At 40.4% G+C, this 18,336-nt stretch carries 17 protein-coding genes; 2 read left to right on the top strand and 15 right to left on the bottom strand.

From position 1 onward, the window contains the following. Positions 1–3: 3 nt before the first annotated feature. From G7Y42_RS01500 to map, 13 genes are all read right to left on the bottom strand, one after another. Positions 4–810 carry an ABC transporter permease gene (locus G7Y42_RS01500; protein WP_165003202.1) on the bottom strand — a complete coding sequence of 269 codons (807 nt, stop codon included), beginning with the start codon at positions 808–810 and terminating at the stop codon, positions 4–6. 262 nt (positions 811–1,072) lie between these two features. Beyond that, positions 1,073–2,341, bottom strand: a complete 1,269-nt coding sequence (locus G7Y42_RS01495; protein WP_165003200.1) for an EpaQ family protein — start codon at positions 2,339–2,341, stop codon at positions 1,073–1,075. Between the two features lie 48 nt (positions 2,342–2,389). Further along, on the bottom strand, positions 2,390–4,399 hold the full coding sequence (locus tag G7Y42_RS01490; RefSeq protein WP_165003198.1) for a hypothetical protein: 2,010 nt from the start codon (positions 4,397–4,399) through the stop codon (positions 2,390–2,392). Positions 4,400–4,444: 45 nt separating this feature from the next. Continuing rightward, positions 4,445–5,296 carry a dTDP-4-dehydrorhamnose reductase gene (rfbD, locus tag G7Y42_RS01485; RefSeq protein ID WP_165003196.1) on the bottom strand — a complete coding sequence of 284 codons (852 nt, stop codon included), beginning with the start codon at positions 5,294–5,296 and terminating at the stop codon, positions 4,445–4,447. Between the two features lie 96 nt (positions 5,297–5,392). Next, positions 5,393–6,421, bottom strand: a complete 1,029-nt coding sequence (gene rfbB, locus G7Y42_RS01480; RefSeq protein WP_165003194.1) for a dTDP-glucose 4,6-dehydratase — start codon at positions 6,419–6,421, stop codon at positions 5,393–5,395. 25 nt (positions 6,422–6,446) lie between these two features. After that, entirely contained in the window at positions 6,447–7,019 is a 573-nt protein-coding gene (gene rfbC / locus G7Y42_RS01475) for a dTDP-4-dehydrorhamnose 3,5-epimerase (RefSeq protein WP_165003192.1), read from the bottom strand. Between the two features lie 13 nt (positions 7,020–7,032). Next, a complete protein-coding gene (gene rfbA / locus G7Y42_RS01470; RefSeq protein WP_165003190.1) occupies positions 7,033–7,899 on the bottom strand; it encodes a glucose-1-phosphate thymidylyltransferase RfbA in 867 nt (288 codons plus the stop codon). Between the two features lie 97 nt (positions 7,900–7,996). Then, a complete protein-coding gene (locus G7Y42_RS01465; RefSeq protein ID WP_165003188.1) occupies positions 7,997–8,704 on the bottom strand; it encodes a glycosyltransferase family 2 protein in 708 nt (235 codons plus the stop codon). A 4-nt stretch (positions 8,705–8,708) separates the two neighbouring features. Further along, positions 8,709–9,536 carry a glycosyltransferase gene (locus tag G7Y42_RS01460; protein ID WP_165003186.1) on the bottom strand — a complete coding sequence of 276 codons (828 nt, stop codon included), beginning with the start codon at positions 9,534–9,536 and terminating at the stop codon, positions 8,709–8,711. After that, positions 9,536–10,333, bottom strand: a complete 798-nt coding sequence (locus tag G7Y42_RS01455) for a glycosyltransferase family 2 protein (RefSeq protein WP_165003184.1) — start codon at positions 10,331–10,333, stop codon at positions 9,536–9,538. The genes G7Y42_RS01460 and G7Y42_RS01455 overlap by 1 nt, the downstream gene beginning before the upstream one ends. Continuing rightward, complete coding sequence (locus G7Y42_RS01450) at positions 10,334–11,464, bottom strand: MraY family glycosyltransferase (RefSeq protein ID WP_165003182.1); 1,131 nt, start codon at positions 11,462–11,464, stop codon at positions 10,334–10,336. A gap of 75 nt (positions 11,465–11,539) precedes the next feature. Further along, positions 11,540–12,463, bottom strand: coding sequence for a YihY/virulence factor BrkB family protein (locus G7Y42_RS01445; RefSeq protein ID WP_165003180.1), 924 nt, complete (start codon positions 12,461–12,463; stop codon positions 11,540–11,542). Between the two features lie 44 nt (positions 12,464–12,507). Then, entirely contained in the window at positions 12,508–13,272 is a 765-nt protein-coding gene (gene map / locus G7Y42_RS01440) for a type I methionyl aminopeptidase (RefSeq protein WP_165003178.1), read from the bottom strand. A gap of 162 nt (positions 13,273–13,434) precedes the next feature. Here map and G7Y42_RS01435 point away from each other — a divergent pair, with 162 nt between their 5' ends. Continuing rightward, positions 13,435–13,881: a flavodoxin gene (locus G7Y42_RS01435; protein ID WP_165003176.1), complete on the top strand. Its 447-nt coding sequence runs from the start codon at positions 13,435–13,437 to the stop codon at positions 13,879–13,881. Between the two features lie 319 nt (positions 13,882–14,200). Here G7Y42_RS01435 and G7Y42_RS01430 read toward each other — a convergent pair whose 3' ends face one another. Further along, positions 14,201–14,770, bottom strand: coding sequence for a TetR/AcrR family transcriptional regulator (locus G7Y42_RS01430; RefSeq protein WP_165003174.1), 570 nt, complete (start codon positions 14,768–14,770; stop codon positions 14,201–14,203). Between the two features lie 256 nt (positions 14,771–15,026). Between G7Y42_RS01430 and G7Y42_RS01425 the strand changes: the two genes are divergently transcribed. Next, positions 15,027–16,259: an aminopeptidase gene (locus tag G7Y42_RS01425; RefSeq protein WP_165003172.1), complete on the top strand. Its 1,233-nt coding sequence runs from the start codon at positions 15,027–15,029 to the stop codon at positions 16,257–16,259. Between the two features lie 1,461 nt (positions 16,260–17,720). Here the strand turns inward: G7Y42_RS01425 and G7Y42_RS01420 are convergent. Then, entirely contained in the window at positions 17,721–18,323 is a 603-nt protein-coding gene (locus G7Y42_RS01420) for an RICIN domain-containing protein (RefSeq protein WP_165003170.1), read from the bottom strand. Between the last annotated feature and the right edge of the window lie 13 nt (positions 18,324–18,336).

Raw genomic sequence — 18,336 nt, 5'->3', positions numbered from 1 at the left:
TCCTTACAACACATCTGAAAAATGTGGTTTCAATCTACGGAACACTGCGGAACCAATCACAAACAATGCTAATGTGAAGATCCAAAAGTACAAGCTATATGCACCGTGCTGCCAGAACCATGCTTCACTCAAAAATGATTCGCGATAGCCTTGAACGATATAGTACAGTGGATTCAATTTCAGCACTCTCACGATCTGTGGATTGAACTGGTTCGTACTCCAAAGAATCGGCAAAGTCCACATGATCAGCTGCAAAACGATCGTGATCAGCTGCATGATGTCAGGTAAAAATGGTTGGATCGAAGCAGTCAGCCATGTCAGTCCTGTCAAGAATGCACACATACAAAACAGGTAGTAAAATAATTGTAAAGTCATCACCGAGGGATAAAAGCCGTATCCGATCGCTATACCTAGCCCGATCAGGATAAAGAAAAGATGCGTATACAGATTAGACAAGATTTTTGTCGTAGGTAAGATCCTTATATTGAAGACGACTTTTTTTACCAGATACGTATACTCTCGAAAAACGACCGTTGTCGATGCAAAAGCATCAGAGAAAAAGAACCATGGGACTATTCCAGTGACTAGATAAACGATAAATGGATATTTTGCATCGACCATCTGCGCCTTCAAACCGAAGCCGAAAACCAGCCAGTAGATCAGGACAGTGAAAACAGGATTGATGAATGCCCATAAAATCCCCAAAAATGATCCCGCATAGCGTGATTTAAAATCATTCAGTGAGAATTGAAGCAGCAATTTTCTGTTCTGATAGATATCCTTCATAAATAAAAACAGATCTTTAAACATTTGTGTTCCTCCAAGCGATTTCTATGAATTACAGTCAAGTGTCATTTTACCACAAATTCACCAATGGACTGCGATATTATTTTTTTCTTAACTTTCTGCTTTGTAAACTTTGCTCTAACGTTTCTATTCTACAAAAGATAACAAGCAATTGCAATAAACCCAAAAAAGCAGCCAAGACATCGTTTTGTCTTGACTACTTCCCTGATTTTTTTGATAAATCTATGCTACCTGCCTGATGCAGAGCGGCTTTTTACAAACGTGTTTAATGATACCGTTTGATTCTTGAGAATGATCCTTCTGTATCATCTTCAAAATCTCTGCTTTCAATGTGTCCCGGTATCTCGGATTCATCATATTCAATATATTCGTCGTATCCATCATATCGGTGAGAAGCCATCGCCAGCAGCAGATAGATCAGAGGCAGCCATGGATAAGAAGTAAGTGTGTCTTCCATGAACGACTGCATCAATATGGCAAAGAATGCCCAAAGAAAAGTCATTTGCCCATTCGATAGATCGGCGCGCAACGTCAACTTGCCGATATAGCCTAACAACAGCAGTACAACAAGTCCGAACCCGACCAATCCATAAAGATTAAGGATAGAATTATAACTGTTGTGATTTCCTAACACCTGATGACCGCGATGGAAAACAAATGGCTGCATCCCAAGCCAGATCTGCTCTGTTTTTTCTGAGAGTGTCTGATAAAAATGATTCCAGATATCTTCTCTTCCGGTAAACAAGTTTACTTTTTCAGAGCTTCCTGCTAAGTAGGATAATGGCAAGGCTAAAATGATCGTGGCCGTATAAGCGATAAATGGCGCTCGGATAATTTTCATTGAAAACTTAGGCAAGATATCCAATACTGCAAAAACAATCAGCGCAACTAAAGCGCCTCTGGATTGACAAACCCAGATACCTAGCAATGCGGCAACTACAGCCGGCAGTGCCAACATTCGGACATACCATTTTTCAAACGAACTGGCAAACCCGCTGATTAGCAGGGCAAGGGTCAACAATGAACCACCAATCGTATTCGTATTGATCCAAATATCTGAAAGTGAATTGCCTGGCAACCAGATACTCTGCCCTTCCGGTACTTGGATCTCTGTGAATACTCGATAGACTGTGATGCCTAAAAAAAGATAAAAAACAAGCAAATACATGGCACGATCCCATTTGGTAAACTCGATCCACTTCACGACTAAGACAAAAATGATCACAAGTGGAAGAAGCAGATCCCCAGAAAGCGACTCATTTCTTATCTCTCTAAAAAACGAAAAGAAAAGAAAAATCACTACCGTTGCGCCTAAATAGAAAAAATCAGCCCCTCGTGCCTTGTAGATATTCAGTCCTAACAAAATCAAAATACTCATAGCAATCAATTTAGGGCTGTTGTCATATAAAAAGGAAGCAGCCGGGACACTAAGCCCAGCTGTCCATACAAAAAAGAGGATTGATGTGAGCATGAGCAAAAGAGCAGCACTCATTTTATTACTGAATTTCTGTACGATTTGTTGAATTTTTTTCACTCTCCTTTCGTTGCTCCCATTTGTTGGAAACTCTATTTTTCACACGTTTTATTGTCCTAGCAGCTGATTTTGCTGGTCATTCGGATAACTGATTCCAAAAATCCTGTAACCATCCTGATCCGGACCATACAGCTGTGTGAACTGGGCCTCTCCCAACTGGTTATAATCATTTAGCGGCCGTTTGCTGACCACGTAATTGATCCCTAATTTCTTCGCATCCTCAAAGTTCAGCGTCACAGTAAACATATCCGGACGATCCAAAACGTACGAGGTCTCTTCTTTTGCGATAAACGCTCTCGTATGCGCATAGCGATTGTAGAATCTTTCTGCGTTGCCATCTGGATCGATCAGTTTCCAAGCCGCCATGTCAGGATAAAAACGTACGGTGTTGAAAGATTTTACTCCAAGTGCAGGTGTGAAATTGTACAGTTGATCTTCTGACAGCCAGATTTTCCCTGGGTCTGCCTGATCGATCTTTCGGATCTCTTTTGCCAGTGTTTTTTCATAGATCGCACCTGTCCCTTCGACAACTGGATTAACGAAAAATCCTGAAGCGATGACCAAGGCAGCAAAAGACAGATAAAACAGACGTCTGCATCCAAATAAAGCGAAAGCTAATATCAAAGTACCCGCAATGGCAATCCCTGCTGTTTCGATTACTGAAAAATAACCTGACATACGGGAGCTGTCGATCGCATACACGTACATTCCAGCGTTGACAATCAGCAAAATGAACTTGTACCAAGTGGGGATCACTTCTTCCCGCCAGATATAAGCAATGAACCAAATCGTCAGTAAACAAGCAGCAAAACTGAATGTCAGTAAAGCTCTTTCTGCAGGAACATAAGACAACAAGGTGAGTTCAGCGATTCCTTTTGGCAAACCGATCGTGATCCAGAAAAGAGAGAATAAACAAAAAACCATCAGTATACGTCCTAATAATTTTTGTTCACTGTCTTTTTTGCCGAACAAAACAAACGGGCTGGCTAAAAACACGATTGGAAAGAAATGATAGAACAGCGCCACTTCTGAATTATTAGAAAAGCTGATATCTTTGAACGGAATCTTCCAATTCGTCAAAAAGTAAAAGAATTCGCCAAAAGTCCATTTCCCGCCCGTACTTACTCGTTTTCCTGGGTACAATGTATTCAGTGACGCTTCCAGTGCATCTTTGGAAGTAGACCAGAAATAAAACAGCACGATGCCAATGAATACGATCGCACCACCGATCAGTAAAGCGTCAAATAGGTCCCAAGTGATTCTTTTGCCATAATAGATCAGCAGACCGACAAAATAGATAATCAATAGATAGGCCAGCATGACTTGATGAGCTGGATAGATGACCAGAACAAAGCCGATCCCGAATATCACGATCAATATCATCAGCAATGTTCTCAGCCATTTTTTCTCATGCTGATAGAAATAATGGTAAAAGGCCACCATAAGCCCCAACGTAAAGAAAATCAAATCGCCGACATGCTGCATGAACCACCACTGGACTGCGGGAGAAAAAGTCAATGCAAAAGAACCGACTAGTGATAATGCCTTTTTTCTTTTCGTCAGAATCATCAGCAATTCAAAGCCTAAAAGAATCATCCCTACTAGTTTCACTGCCCAGTAAAAGGATAATCCGCGATCTCTCCCAAGGAAAAAGAACCCCCAGTTAAAAGGTTTGCCGATCACTGTCAGATCTTTCACTGGAGAATTATACGCAATGACCATGTTCTGACCATTCAGCGAATAATCTTCGTTCACTAACGGATAACCTTCTTCTGCTTGCGAAAGGTAAAACGGCGTCTGTACAAGCCATTCATCCGATCGCACCTCTCTGTTCTGCCCAAAGATGACATCAGTTTTCTTACCATCGTCTCTTTGTGAAACATAGTTGTCCCATACACCGATCGAGCTGCCATTCAAATTAAAAGACACGATGACGACGATTGCTAGAAGTCCAAAAAGATAACGAAGCTTCAGCAATACATCTAAAATCGGATGGGAAGACTGCTGTGTTGTGGCGGATTTCTTCCTTCTTCGCGCACTTCTTGTTTGATTTTCCATAAATGTCTCCAATTTCTCTTTAGATTCTGTCAGAAAGAAAAAATGTTACTGATTCATTTTTTCTGCCGCAGCAAGCATTTGATGGAGCGCTTCTTGCCATGTTGGGATAGTGAATCCTAATTTTTCTGCTTTTTCCAGACTCATCACTGAATATTGAGGACGTGTCGCTTTTTGCGGAAATTCTTCTGATGTGACAGGTGCTACTTCCACATCTGTATCCTTCAAAATCTCTTTGGCAAATTCATACCATGAACAGCTGTTTTCATTAGATAGCTGATAGATGCCAAATGGCGCCTGCTGTTCGATCACATAAGTCATGAATTCAGCCAATGTCCGTGTCCAAGTTGGTCGCCCGAACTGGTCATTCACGACTGTCAAGCGATCATGGGTTTGTGCCAAGCGTTGCATAGTGAATACAAAGTTGTGTCCGTAAATACCGAATACCCATGAAGTACGGATGATATAGTATTCATCTAAGATTTCTTGGACTGCTTGTTCCCCTAATAATTTCGTGCGTCCGTACTCATTCAGAGGATTGGTTGGATCGTCGACTTGATATTCCTCGTTTTTCTTTTTGCCATCGAACACATAGTCTGTGCTGATGTAAACTAATTTGGCATTTACTGCTTTTGCTGCAAGGGCAACATTTCTTGTACCGTCAATGTTGATTTTTTCGTCTAGTTCCTTTCCTTCTTCTTCCGCTTTGTCTACAGCTGTATAAGCGGCGCAATGGAAGATTACGTCTGGTTTTAATTCTGTGATATACGCCATCGTTTTATCCGCGTCTGTGATATCCAGTTCCTGTGCGTCTGTGGATACATATGGTAAATTCTTTTCATCTAGTAAATGTCGTAATTCTGTGCCAAGCTGGCCATTTCCTCCGGTTAATAAAAACATATGATGTTCACTCCTTGACTTTTATTTTAAAAAAGAGACAGACGAGCGCCTGCCTCCCATGTGTTTTTCCATTAATACAGATGTAAGCTGCCTGTACTATTGTCCATTTTTGGCGTACGCTGCTTCCACGGCTTCTTTTTCTTTTTTCCACCAATCTTCATGTTCTTCGTACCACTTGATTGTGTCAGCTAATCCATCACGGAAATTAGTGAATTCTGGCTTCCAGCCAAGTTCTTCACGTAATTTTGTCGAATCGATCGCATAACGCAGATCATGTCCTGCACGATCTTTCACGTGTTCATAGCTATCTTTCGGCTGACCCATCAGTTCAAGGATCAGTTCCATCACGGTTTTGTTATCTTCTTCGCCATCTGCACCGATCAGGTATGTTTCACCGATTCTTCCTTTTGTCAAAATCAGCCAGACTGCTGAAGAATGGTCATTCGTATGGATCCAGTCACGTACGTTTTTCCCTTCTCCGTACAATTTAGGACGGATGCCGCTCAATACATTGGTGATCTGGCGCGGGATGAATTTTTCGATATGCTGGTAAGGTCCGTAATTATTCGAGCAATTCGAGATTGTTGCACGCAACCCGAAGGAACGCACCCATGCTTTGACCAATAAGTCTGAGCCAGCTTTTGTCGATGAATAAGGACTTGACGGATTGTAAGGTGTTTCCGCAGTGAATTTCTCTCCCGGGCCATCCCCATGTCCTGGCAGATCTTCACGCAATGGCAGATCGCCATATACTTCATCCGTAGAAACATGATGATAACGGACGTCGTATTTCCGGCATGCTTCAAGTAATGTGTAGGTACCGATGATATTTGTCTGTACAAACGGGAAAGGATCTTTCAATGAATTGTCATTGTGGGATTCCGCTGCGTAATGTACTACCGCATCTGCCTCTTTCACTAGACGGTCAACGAGTGGCGCATCTGCAATGTCACCTACGACCAATTCTACACGATCGCTGGGAAGACCAGCTAGATTTTCTTTGTTTCCTGCATAAGTCAGTTTATCTAAAACAGTGACATGTACTTCAGGATGATTGTTTACTACATAGTGGACGAAATTCGAACCGATAAAACCGGCGCCACCAGTAACGATGATGTTTTTCATACGAAGTTTTTCTCCTTATCAAATGTTAGATTTCACCATAAACAAATGGATTTTCTGCTTCAAATTCTTTCAAAGTCGGATGATGATGGTCTTTTTCTGACATGATCGCTTTTGAGATGTCGATCGGCCATTCAATCGCTAGATCAGGATCATCGAACGCGATGCCTCCATCTGCTTCTGCATTGTAGTAATTATCGCATTTGTATAAGAAATTGACATTAGGCGTCAATGTCACGAAACCATGTGCATAGCCTTTTGGTACAAGCAATTGACGGTGGTTGTGCTCAGACAGGATAAATCCGTCCCACTGTCCATAGGTAGGGCTGCCTTTACGAATATCCACGATGACATCCAGTACCGCACCAGAAGTCACACGGATCAATTTCGTTTGCGCTGCTTCTCCTTTTTGGAAATGAAGACCACGAATCACACCTGCTTCTGCAGATAATGAATGATTGTCTTGAACAAAGTCGAAGTCCAAGCCATGTTCCGCAAATTTCGCTTTTGAATAACTTTCTGTAAAAAAGCCACGGTGATCGCCAAAAACATCCATTTCGATGATCTTGACATCTGTTAATTTGGTATCTGTTACTTTCATAGTTGAAGACTCCCTATTCAGCGGCCAATTTCAATAGATATTGACCGTATTGATTTTTTTTCAAAGGCTGGGCCAGTGCAGACAGCTGCTCTTTATCGATATAGCCCATACGATACGCGATTTCTTCTAGACAAGCTACTTTCAAGTTTTGACGTTTTTCGATCGTCTCGATAAAGGTCGAAGCTTCCAGTAAAGATTCGTGTGTGCCTGTATCTAGCCAAGCAAATCCTCGTCCCATCAATTCAACGGATAAGTTTCCTTTTTCAAGGTAAGCTTTATTCACATCTGTGATCTCTAGCTCGCCGCGCTCAGAAGGTTTGATGCTTTTGGCGATCGACACGACGTCGTTATCATAAAAGTACAAACCAGTCACTGCATAATTCGATTTTGGCTGTGCCGGTTTTTCTTCGATAGACAAAGCTTGCATATTCTCGTCAAATTCAACAACACCAAAGCGTTCTGGGTCATTGACATGATAGCCGAATACCGTTGCTCCTGTTTCTTTTGAAGCAGCACGTTGCAGCATTTTTGACAATCCGCCGCCATAATAGATGTTATCGCCGAGTACAAGGCACACACTATCGTCTCCGATGAACTCTTCACCGATAATGAAGGCTTGTGCCAAGCCATCTGGACTTTCTTGTACGGCGTATTCGATTTGAAGGCCCAAATCTTTTCCGTCGCCGAATAATTCTTTGAATCTCGGTGTATCCTGTGGTGTTGAGATGATCAGGATTTCTTTGATCCCTGCCAACATCAAAGTAGACATTGGATAGTAGATCATTGGTTTATCATAGATTGGCATCAATTGTTTTGAAGTTGCCTTTGTTAAGGGGTACAAACGTGTTCCGCTTCCCCCAGCGAGGATGATTCCCTTCATGGATATAAGCTCCTTTTTGATTTCTAATTTCACTTTGTTATTATCTCATCAATCGTAATATTTGTCATGGAATTATTTAGAATTTAACTTTCTTTTATTAGTGCTTGAATCCTCTTCGCTTGATAAGTGCCGCAGCTAAATGGACTCGCCAAGATAATTTCTGCATCAAAGATGAATGGGTTTCGATCTCACTTGCATTGAAATCATGTCTGCGGTAAAGCGTCAGAGGTTCCCGCAGAAAACCGGTATGCTTTCCGCCTAACAGACCGATCCACATATCATGCATCGGTACATCAGCCGGGATCGGCAATATCTCTTTTTTCAAGGTAGAGCGAAAAGCCATCCCCGCTCCGATATAATGACTGCGTATCAGATTATTCAGCCAGCCTTCTTTTGAACGACGGTAGGAAAAATAAGAAGCGTGGATCTCTTTCAACTCACTGTCGACGATTACCAAATCAGAAACAACTACTGTTTTATCCGGATTTTTTTTGAAATAATCTGTTATTTTCTCTACTTTATGCTCCAGCCAGACATCATCTTGGTCTGCTAAGAAAATGAGTTCTCCTTTTGCTTGTTGGATAGCATAGCCGAAATTAGCGATCAATCCCTGCTTTGGTCCCTCAAAAAGCTTGATTCGGTGATCTTTCTCAGCATAATCATTCAAGATAGCCCATGTATCGTCAACTGAACCATCATCAGAAATAATGACTTCGTCTTCTTCTGCCAGCTGCTGCAAAATACTATCTAATTGTTCTCTTAAATATCTGCCGCCATTAAAGGTAGCTATACAAACCGAACGCACAAATTCACACCTTCCAATTCTCGATATATGAACGTAATGTCAAACGCCAGATTTCACGATTTTTAACGGTCAAAAATTGCTTGAACGTTCGCAGCAGCAATTGACGTCGATGATCTGGCCAATGACTATGATCATACTTCTGATAAAATTGATTTTCTGCTGTCAGGATCGAATGATATCGTTTCGTGGTCACATTCGCATAGTCCATCACGGACAGCTCGTGTTCCAATCGAACAGGTAAAACTTCTACCTTTTTCCCCGCCTCATGGATCTTCCAAAACAGCCAGTGATCCAAAAAATCCAAAGCAAAGACTGGATTGAATCCCCCAATCTCCTGTAAAAAAGAGAACGAGAAAGCTGCTCCTGAATTGATCGCCATCACGCGCTCTGAGATGATCCCAGATTCTTTGACCGCTTGGAACGTACGATTCACATAGTCGTCTGAATAAACGGGAGAGACTTGTTTCCCATGGTCAAAAACCATTGGGACTGCTGCTATCACGTCTTCTTCAAAATGGATCTCAGACAGTGCATGAACATACGACTCCGTCAGAACAGTATCTTGATCCAGCGTGACAAAGCAGCAAGTATCTGACGGCAGCTGTGCCAAGGAAAAATTATAGGCAGCCGCAAGTCCCGGATTTTTAGGATCATGATGATAGAGGACATTTTCTTCGTCAAAAACCGGATTCTTTTGTTCATGTTCGCTGTTATCATAGATGACAAGCTGGATCTTTTTCTCTTCTACAGCTCTTTTCAGTTCTTCAAAAGCAGGAATCCGGGAAAATAACTGCTGATATAATACGATCGTCACTGCTATCTTCGGTTTCATCAGAAAAAGTGCCACCCCCACTTATGGAAAAATTTCGCCATAGAAGCGAGAAACACACGAAAAAGCTTGAAATTCCGATGTGCCCCTTTTCCATACAAATGAACAACAGAAAAAAGCGGCGTATATAAAAGCTTGTAACCCGCTTTTTCAATTTTCATGCATAGATCATTATCTTCAAAATACATAAAAAATCTTTCGTCAAATCCGCCGACTTCCTTAAACTTAGCGACATCGGTCACCATGAAACTCCCAGAGATCATTCGTACATAAGTCGCTCGATCCTCTGGTAGATAACGGCATTCAAATTTCGCCAAGCGTTTATCGAAACGCTTCTTTACTCCCTGGAAAGGAACAAAGCGAAGCATATAGTCAAATACATCTAGTCGTTCTCTTATCAAATGCTGGACTGATCCATCTTCATTAAGAATCTTAGGCGCCAGCATTGCGCATTCTGGATGTTCTTGAAGAAGAGCCACCAAATCGATCACTGTTTGTTCACTGACCAGGATATCCGGATTGAAAATCACTGCATACTGATATTGGCTATGAAGCAGATTCTGGTTATGACCATAGCCAAACCCGCGATTCTCATGATGGAAATTTATCTTGATATAAGGATATTTTAGATAAGTTTTCAGCTTTTCTTTGTATTCTGGCGTCGAGTTATTGTCAAAAATCAAAATATCTACTGCTGGCTGATCAACTGTTGCGATAAACGTATCTAATGTTTGAAAAATCTTTTTACTGTTCGCCGTCACGATACTAATCAGGATCGGCTTTTTTACTTTGTTCTCCATCTAATGTCGGTCCCACTTCTTCTTATATTTCTGTATCACTTGCGTCCGGTATTCTTTGTTCCCCAAGAACCGCAGCGTTTTTAAAATAAACTGATGTTTCTCATTGATCAGCCCGATCAGCTCGAACAAAAGGACTGCTGCAAACAGCATGGCACCGATCAACACGATCGTACCGATACTTCCTGTATAATTCATGATCATCGCGGTGAATGAAAACATCAGCGCCATCGCATAGATCGTCAGGACTGCGCCTTTATGGGTGAAGCCTAAACTGATCAGTCGATGATGCAGATGCTTTTTATCTGCAGTCGAAAAAGAGACGCGATTGGCTTTTCGTCGAACGATCGCAAAAAAAGTATCTGTTACCGGCACACCCATAACGATCAATAACGAGATTGAAGAAACAAACGTCACGTTTTTTAAGCCCTGGAGCGAAAGCACCGCCATCATAAAGCCTAAAAACAAAGCGCCCGTATCTCCTAAATAAATCTTTGCAGGGTAAAAATTATAAGGAAAGAAGCCAATAATACTTGCCACCAGACAGAAAATAACAATAGGAATGTACACTGTTGAAGCGTGTAGAAAGAAATACCCGATGATCCCGATCGTGATCAGACCAATCAGTGAGATTCCTGCCGCTAAACCATCTAGTCCATCAATCAGATTGACTGCATTCGTGATTCCGAAGATCCAAAAGAGCGTGACAGGAAAACTGAACCATCCCAGCTCGATATGTCCCAAAAAAGGAATCGTGAACGAATCGATATGGATATCCGCAACGAAATAAATGATGAGTGACGCAAGCAGAATCCCCAAACTTTTCTGTTTCGGGGTCAATTCGAATTTGTCATCCAAAACCCCAGTGGCAACAATCACCAATGCTGCCAGCAGGATCGGCAGGATATAAAATCGCGGAATGATGTCTCTGAACAAAAATAAGGTCGAAACGACAAATGAAATGAAAATCGGCAGTCCGCCAGCTGAAGGCATAGGAACTTTATTGATCCTCCGTTCATTGGGTTTGTCGACCATCCCAGTTTGGACAGAAATGATTTTAAATACGGGTGTCAATATCAAAGATAACAATATTGTGAAAAAAAATCTTACAACCATACTAAAAGAAACGAGCATATGGGCACCTACTTTAATTAAGAGTCATCATTATTATAAAACACTCGATCGAATTTACAATAAGAACTCTTGTTTCTACTTTTTTTTATGAGAAAATTTAGCTTTTAGTTTGCCGAACCATTTATTTGCCGGATTTCGGCGTTTCTTTATCTCATTCCCAGTTACGTATTCTTGAACCACCGCATTGATGATCCCGCCAAGAATGATGATCGTTGCTGCAAAATTCAGCCACAGCATGAGAACGATAAAACTTCCTATGATCTGATAACCGCTGATCCGAGTAGCAAAATATCTCGCATAAATACTGAATACTTGAGATAAAAGCATCCAACCGACTGTTGCAAATATGGTTCCAGGGATCACCGTTTTTAGTTTCAATTGGGCGTTTGGCACAATCAAATAAATCAAAAACATAATAACAAATAGTGCAACTAACGTGATCGGCCACTTCAACGCCTGAAACTGATCGATAAAATTGACAGGTATATTCACGATCGGTTGTATCGCTTCCAAAATAACCTGCCCCAAACCAAGAACGATCGTTACCCCACTGATAGCGACCATGAATAAAACAATAACGATCAATGAAAAAAAGCGTACGATCAAAAAATTTTTTCTATTCTCTACACCATACGCTTTGTTCATCGCAATCTGCAACGCATTGATGCTTTGACTTGCCGACCACAAAGCCGCCAAGGCGGACACAGAGAGTAATCCGCCTGAGCTTTGTGTGAGCAGATCCTTGATAGCCGGTCCAATGAATTGGTAGACTGTTTCAGGGATCACTTCACGGACATAAGTCAACACTGTCTCTTGGTCAATGTGGAGATACGGCAGAAGATTGCCAAATGCAATGATCAATGGAAATAAAGATAGAAGTAAATAGTAAGCGACAACCACTGAAGTCGTGCTCATCTCTGAATCTGTTATACGTTTTTGCGTTGTTTCTATAAAACGCATAAGATTGTCATTTTGCTTTATTTTTTGCCAAATTCCCATTTGCTTCTCCTGTATCTGATGAAATAAAAAACTGGTCAAACGAATTAATAGGTTCCTTCTTCTCCTTGAGAAGTCAAGATCTTTGGTCCTTCTTTCGTGATTGCCAAAGTATGTTCATATTGGCAAGACAACCCGCCATCTCTTGTATAAGCGGTCCAGCCATTAGGATCCATTTTCATTTTCCAAGTACCTGTGTTTACCATCGGTTCAATCGTGATGACCATGCCTTCTTTCAAGCGCAGCCCTTTACCAGCTTCCCCGTAATGAGGCACAGGTGGTTCTTCGTGGATCGTTGGTCCAACGCCATGTCCGATAAAATCACGAACCACAGAAAAGTTTTCGCCTTCGACGTAAGTTTGGATCGCATGACCGATATCCCCGATCCGATTGCCGACTTGTGCTTGCTCGATCCCAAGATACAGTGCTTTCTTCGTTACTTCCATCAAGCGGTCGATTTCAGGTGTCGATTCTCCTACGACATAAGCCCAGCAAGAATCAGAAATGCCGCCTTTTAAGTCGATACACATATCCACTTTGACTAGATCTCCGCTCTTCAACGGTTTTTTACGAGGAAATCCATGACAGATCTCATCATTTATGCTGATACATGTTGCATATTCATAACCTTCAAATCCGATTTGAGCAGCAATCCCGCCATGGCTTTCAATATAGTTTCTGACAAATACTTCGATATCCCAGCTTGTAACGCCCGGTTTGATAAAATCACGCAGATTCTTATGTACATCTGCCAGTAAAGCACCAGACTCAGCCATCATTTCAATTTCTCGTGCTGATTTTAATGTGATCATATTTTCGTCTCCTTTTTACAAATCTTTCTTATTTTACCATAGTGGTACGTATTTCGCCAAATCACATTCTCTATCGTTTTCAAGTCTTGTTTTCTTTTGTTCCATGTTTTGGTATAATCCATAGTTGATAGAAACAAATCATATCTATTCAGGAGGCACAGTATGACTTTAGCAAAAATCGTTTACGCAAGTATGACAGGCAATACAGAAGAAATCGCAGATATTGTCGCAGAAGCTTTAGAAAACCTAGATATCGATGTAGAGATCAATGAATGTACGCAAGTAGACGCAGATGAATTTGAAGATGCGGACATTTGTGTCGTTGCAACTTATACATATGATGACGGCGATTTGCCAGATGAGATCGTTGATTTTTATGAAGACTTGCAGGAATTGGATCTTTCTGGAAAAATCTACGGAGTTTGCGGATCTGGCGATACTTTCTATGATGAATTCTGTAAATCAGTTGATGATTTCGATGCAGCTTTTGCAAAAACCGGAGCAACAAAAGGCGCTGAAAACGTCAAAGTCGATCTAAACGCCGAAGAAGAAGACATCGAAAATCTAGAGGCATTTGCAAAAGAGTTAGTCGAAAAAGAGCGCGCGTGACAGTCGCATTTAATTTGGGCATTAGAGAGGGAAAATGGAAAATCGCTCTCTATATTTTGCATTTTTCTGAACGAATGTCGAGAGTCAGCTGCTTATTAGAGATTGAAAAAAATGACCTGCATCAAGCAGTATCATCATATTTTTTATCCAAGCATGTCACTAAAAAAGACGCCGAGACTTTTGCCTCGGCGTCTTTTTTAGTGGTGTTTATGGAAGCATTTTGCTTTATTTTTCGGGAGTCTAATGAAACGATGTCCAGAAAATTCATGTCACAAAATGTAGATCGTTCAGCCTTCTAGATGCTCTTCTCAAATACGCACTACTCGACTTCAATCGGTTCTTTCAATCTGAGGATCGCATCAATACTGTCTTGGATCATTTTCTCGATCTGCAGGTCAGATGGATGAATGATATTAGATGACATCAATGCTGCGATCCCTGTAGCAATGAACCAGGTCCCATTGTGCAGAGACTCAATCTGTTCTTCTGTCAGATCTGCGTACTCCGGATCTTTTTTGACAATATCCACGAAATAATTATAAGAAAATTTCTGCATCTCTCTTCCGCCGCCATACTCTTCCAAGTATAGTGAACGATACAGTTTCTTCTCACGATTTGCGAAATGGATATAGTTGAATGCCAGATCAATGATCGAATTGCCCGTGTGCTCTACAGGAAACACTTCATATTTCAAGTAGTCATAGATCTGTTCGAATAGTGACTGCTTCAGCTCTTCCATATTTTTGAATTCCAGATAGATCGGCTGTGTCGAACAGTTCATTTTGTTTGCAATATTTCTCGCTGTAAATCTTGAAAATCCCTCGGTGGCAGCTACTTCGTAAGCAGCTGCCAAAATCTGTTCTTTTGTAATCGTCTTTTTTCTTGCCATAGTTTTTTAATCTCCTCAAAATTTTTTTATAACGCTTCCACCATTGATTAATTTTATTGTAACACGTTTTTTTTGATATGCAAAATTTGTTTTTAAATTTCTTCATTCGCTCCCTCAAAGACTTGGTTCTACAAGTAAAGAAATTTCCTAATAAAAAAATAGGCTTTATTTTATCCTTTCGTTCATTGTATCGATTCTAATAAAATGTTATCATATTATTAATTATCAAATAAACAAATGAGGAGGAACAGCAGTCATGTTAACAGATTTTAATAAACTTCTAAAAAAATACGCACGTCTAATCGCAGAAACCGGGGTCAGTGTCACAGACAGACACACTGTCGTTTTGCAAATCAGTGTAGACCAAGCGCCGCTAGCTCGTCTGATCACTGAAGAGGCCTATAAATTAGGTGCTGCTGAAGTGATCGTTCAATGGACAGATGATCAAATCCAAAAAGAGTTTCTTACTCATGCTGCAGCTGATCGAATCGAATCTGTTCCTCAATATAAAATCGATCAGGCAGATGACTGGATTGCTAAAGGCGCAAGTCGAATCAGCGTCGTATCAGCTGATCCCGATGCCTTTTCTGGCGTTGATCGTGACCGAGTAGCCACTTATCAAGCCGCAGCAGGAAAAGCGATGATGAATTTGCGAAAAGCGACTCAGGCAAATAAAGTCAGCTGGACAGTCGTAGCAGCTGCCGGCAAGCAATGGGCGGCAAAGGTCTTTCCTGACTTGCCAGAAGAAGAACAAGTCGATGCACTATGGGATCAAATCTTCAAAACTACTCGTGTGTATGAAGAAGATCCAGTGCTTGCTTGGGAAAAACATGACGAAAAACTGGCAAAAAAAGCAAATGAATTGAATGAAGAACAATTTACTGCCCTGCATTATACTGCTCCAGGCACAGACCTCATGATCGGGTTGCCTAAAAACCATCTTTGGGAAGGTGCCGGAAGCTATAATGCCCGCGGTGAAAAATTCATGGCCAACATGCCGACCGAAGAAGTCTTCACAGCTCCTGACAGCCGTCGGATCGATGGATATATTTCCAGCACGAAACCTTTGAGCTATGCAGGCACAACGATTTCGGGCATGAAATTCACATTCAAGGATGGCAAAGTGGTCGATTTTTCAGCAGAGCATGGACAAGAAGTACTAGCCAAGCTGCTTGATACAGATGAAGGCGCACGTCGTTTAGGAGAAGTCGCTCTTGTTCCAGATCCATCTCCTATCTCTCAATCCGGCATCATCTTCTACAATACTTTGTTCGACGAAAATGCTTCAAATCATTTAGCTCTAGGTTCTGCCTACGCGTTCAGTATCCAAGGCGGAACAGAAATGTCTGAAGAGGAACTGGCAGAAGCTGGATTGAACCGAAGCCAAACGCATGTCGACTTTATGGTTGGTTCTGACAAAATGAACATTGACGGCATCCGTGAAGATGGATCTACCGTACCGATTTTCCGCAATGGGGATTGGGCTTAACCCTAATTCTGTATTTATAAAGAACGATTGGACAAGCAAAAACAGAAGCTGAGATCTTTACTCAGCTTCTGTTTTTTTGCAAATAAATCGAAAAATCGCCCTCATAAAATAGCGTTATATATAAATTTAAATACATCGAAATGTATCGAAACCGTTTTCTTTATCTGATATTCTAAAATAGATGAGAGGTGACCTGATTTAGTATTTATGTAGATTCAGAAACACTCTATATTAGGAGTTTATTCACACAATCAACCAAAGAAAGTAGGTCTGAAAATGAAAAAAGTAATATTAATCATGATCAGTTTTTTTGCTTTGACCTTTTTTTCGGAATTTGATGAAGCATGAAAACAAAACGAACTGTGGGGCCAGGAAGCTTTTCTTTAGTAATCAATTTCGTATTTATCACCTTCATGCTTATTTACTATAAAGGAAACTCACTTGTTACATTGATGCCTCTCCCTTTACAAAATACCCTAACCATCTTGTTACTCTCTTCTTTACCTTTTTCGGTATATTTAACAAAAAAATATCCGAAAGATTTTGGTGCTTTAGCCGGAAGACGCTTGTCCACCGGGTTGATCTTATTATTTATCCTTGGACTATGTATCCAATTTCTAGGTAGTATCTCTTAATATGGAAAAAACCACTGTCCTATGTTTCAGGAACAGTGGTTTTTCCATATATTGGGTTGAGTCAGATTGATCATAATTTTCCATTGAAATTTCAAAATATAGATTAGGATTATAAGGTATGCGTGACACAGTAAGCGTTGTGTCCCTAGCAGCTCGAAGCGAAACAACTTTATTATTATATGTATCTTTGTTATATTCACTGGCATCCACCGTACTACTTCCTAAAAACCCACTACATAAATACATCTATACGACTGCACTAAGCATCAACTTTGTTTTTTCATTTTCTCTCATCCTTTCTTTGTGGTTCTCTCCATCAATATATGTATCAATTATTTGATCACCCTGCATTTGTTTCACACAGCGTCTATTTCTTTCCTCTTTCTTTGGCAGAATCAAGTGCTAAGATATATGTTCCTTTTTAAAATCTACTATCTTTATTTTCTATTTTAAATACGTTATTTTTCACCTCCTAAAAAATTTTTTATCATAAAAAAATAAATTTTAAAAGGCTAAATCAAAAAACAAACATAAATCACACTTATATATTAAGTTATTTTATTATATTTTAACGTTATTAATTTATACTATCTAAAAAATGTTGATTTAGCTTCTTCACTATTTATTTCTTCTTTTTTTATGAATCTATAAATAGTTTTTTTATCTCCTAAAACCGTTTCTTTAATCGGACTTTTCTTCTAAACAAAATCAAAAAAAGCCTCAAAATAATTTTATTTCGAGACTTCTTTCGTTATTGTTTATATTTCTAGGAGTTTGTTTATGTGCCTCTTCATTCAAAAACAGGTGGTTTTTTCATTCAATGACTTCAGCGATTTATTAGTGCGGAGCTATTAGAATCTCCTTCTACATGGATAATAAACTGCTGATTTCTCCCACCATGCTGTGGATAAGTGATTAATCTACTACCATTATAAATCTGACTATCCGCAATATCCATCACCGTATTCGTATGTAAGTTTTTTAACATGACAACTGTTCCGTTTGGATGACTGCCCACTGGGATCAATTTCCAAAACAATGATTCATGTGGATTATACATGTCTCCTCCAACGAACGGATTACCATTTGCATCTGTTTTATCTGTAGCCTGTAACCATGATCCTACTTTATTAGGACTAGGAGGAATAAATCCCGTTGCTATATCATACGTATCGTTTTCAGGATTGTACCACATCCACCATTTCTGGTTCCAAACTCCATTGTTATGAAAAAGAACAGCTTCATCAAGGTTTGTCTGGCTCCAATCAACCACGTACCACGGATCAATCACACTTTGGATCGTTACTATTTTTCTATCATATATACCGCCAACAGTTTTTTCACTTGCTGATGCAGTGCCTGCTCCTATGATCGTTCCAACAAACAAAGATAACAATAAGCCTACAATTCCTTTTTTTAATACCTTCATTTTTTATCCCTCT

The organism is Enterococcus sp. ZJ1622, assembly GCF_011038845.1.
Lineage (GTDB): Bacteria > Bacillota > Bacilli > Lactobacillales > Enterococcaceae > Enterococcus_B.
The sequence above is the reverse complement of the archived record's forward strand: the minus strand, read 5'-3'. Positions and strand labels throughout refer to the sequence as shown.

Bases quoted from the DNA above. Each gene is read 5' to 3' on its own strand.
- G7Y42_RS01450 (WP_165003182.1), bottom strand. From the start codon at position 11,464: ATGCTCGTTTCTTTTAGTATGGTTGTAAGATTTTTTTTCACAATATTG.
- G7Y42_RS01435 (WP_165003176.1), top strand. From the start codon at position 13,435: ATGACTTTAGCAAAAATCGTTTACGCAAGTATGACAGGCAATACAGAA.
- G7Y42_RS01445 (WP_165003180.1), bottom strand. From the start codon at position 12,463: ATGGGAATTTGGCAAAAAATAAAGCAAAATGACAATCTTATGCGTTTT.
- rfbB (WP_165003194.1), bottom strand. From the start codon at position 6,421: ATGAAAAACATCATCGTTACTGGTGGCGCCGGTTTTATCGGTTCGAAT.
- G7Y42_RS01455 (WP_165003184.1), bottom strand. From the start codon at position 10,333: ATGGAGAACAAAGTAAAAAAGCCGATCCTGATTAGTATCGTGACGGCG.
- map (WP_165003178.1), bottom strand. From the start codon at position 13,272: ATGATCACATTAAAATCAGCACGAGAAATTGAAATGATGGCTGAGTCT.
- G7Y42_RS01490 (WP_165003198.1), bottom strand. From the start codon at position 4,399: ATGGAAAATCAAACAAGAAGTGCGCGAAGAAGGAAGAAATCCGCCACA.
- G7Y42_RS01425 (WP_165003172.1), top strand. From the start codon at position 15,027: ATGTTAACAGATTTTAATAAACTTCTAAAAAAATACGCACGTCTAATC.
- G7Y42_RS01500 (WP_165003202.1), bottom strand. From the start codon at position 810: ATGTTTAAAGATCTGTTTTTATTTATGAAGGATATCTATCAGAACAGA.
- G7Y42_RS01460 (WP_165003186.1), bottom strand. From the start codon at position 9,536: ATGAAACCGAAGATAGCAGTGACGATCGTATTATATCAGCAGTTATTT.
- G7Y42_RS01430 (WP_165003174.1), bottom strand. From the start codon at position 14,770: ATGGCAAGAAAAAAGACGATTACAAAAGAACAGATTTTGGCAGCTGCT.
- rfbC (WP_165003192.1), bottom strand. From the start codon at position 7,019: ATGAAAGTAACAGATACCAAATTAACAGATGTCAAGATCATCGAAATG.
- rfbD (WP_165003196.1), bottom strand. From the start codon at position 5,296: ATGTTTTTATTAACCGGAGGAAATGGCCAGCTTGGCACAGAATTACGA.
- rfbA (WP_165003190.1), bottom strand. From the start codon at position 7,899: ATGAAGGGAATCATCCTCGCTGGGGGAAGCGGAACACGTTTGTACCCC.
- G7Y42_RS01420 (WP_165003170.1), bottom strand. From the start codon at position 18,323: ATGAAGGTATTAAAAAAAGGAATTGTAGGCTTATTGTTATCTTTGTTT.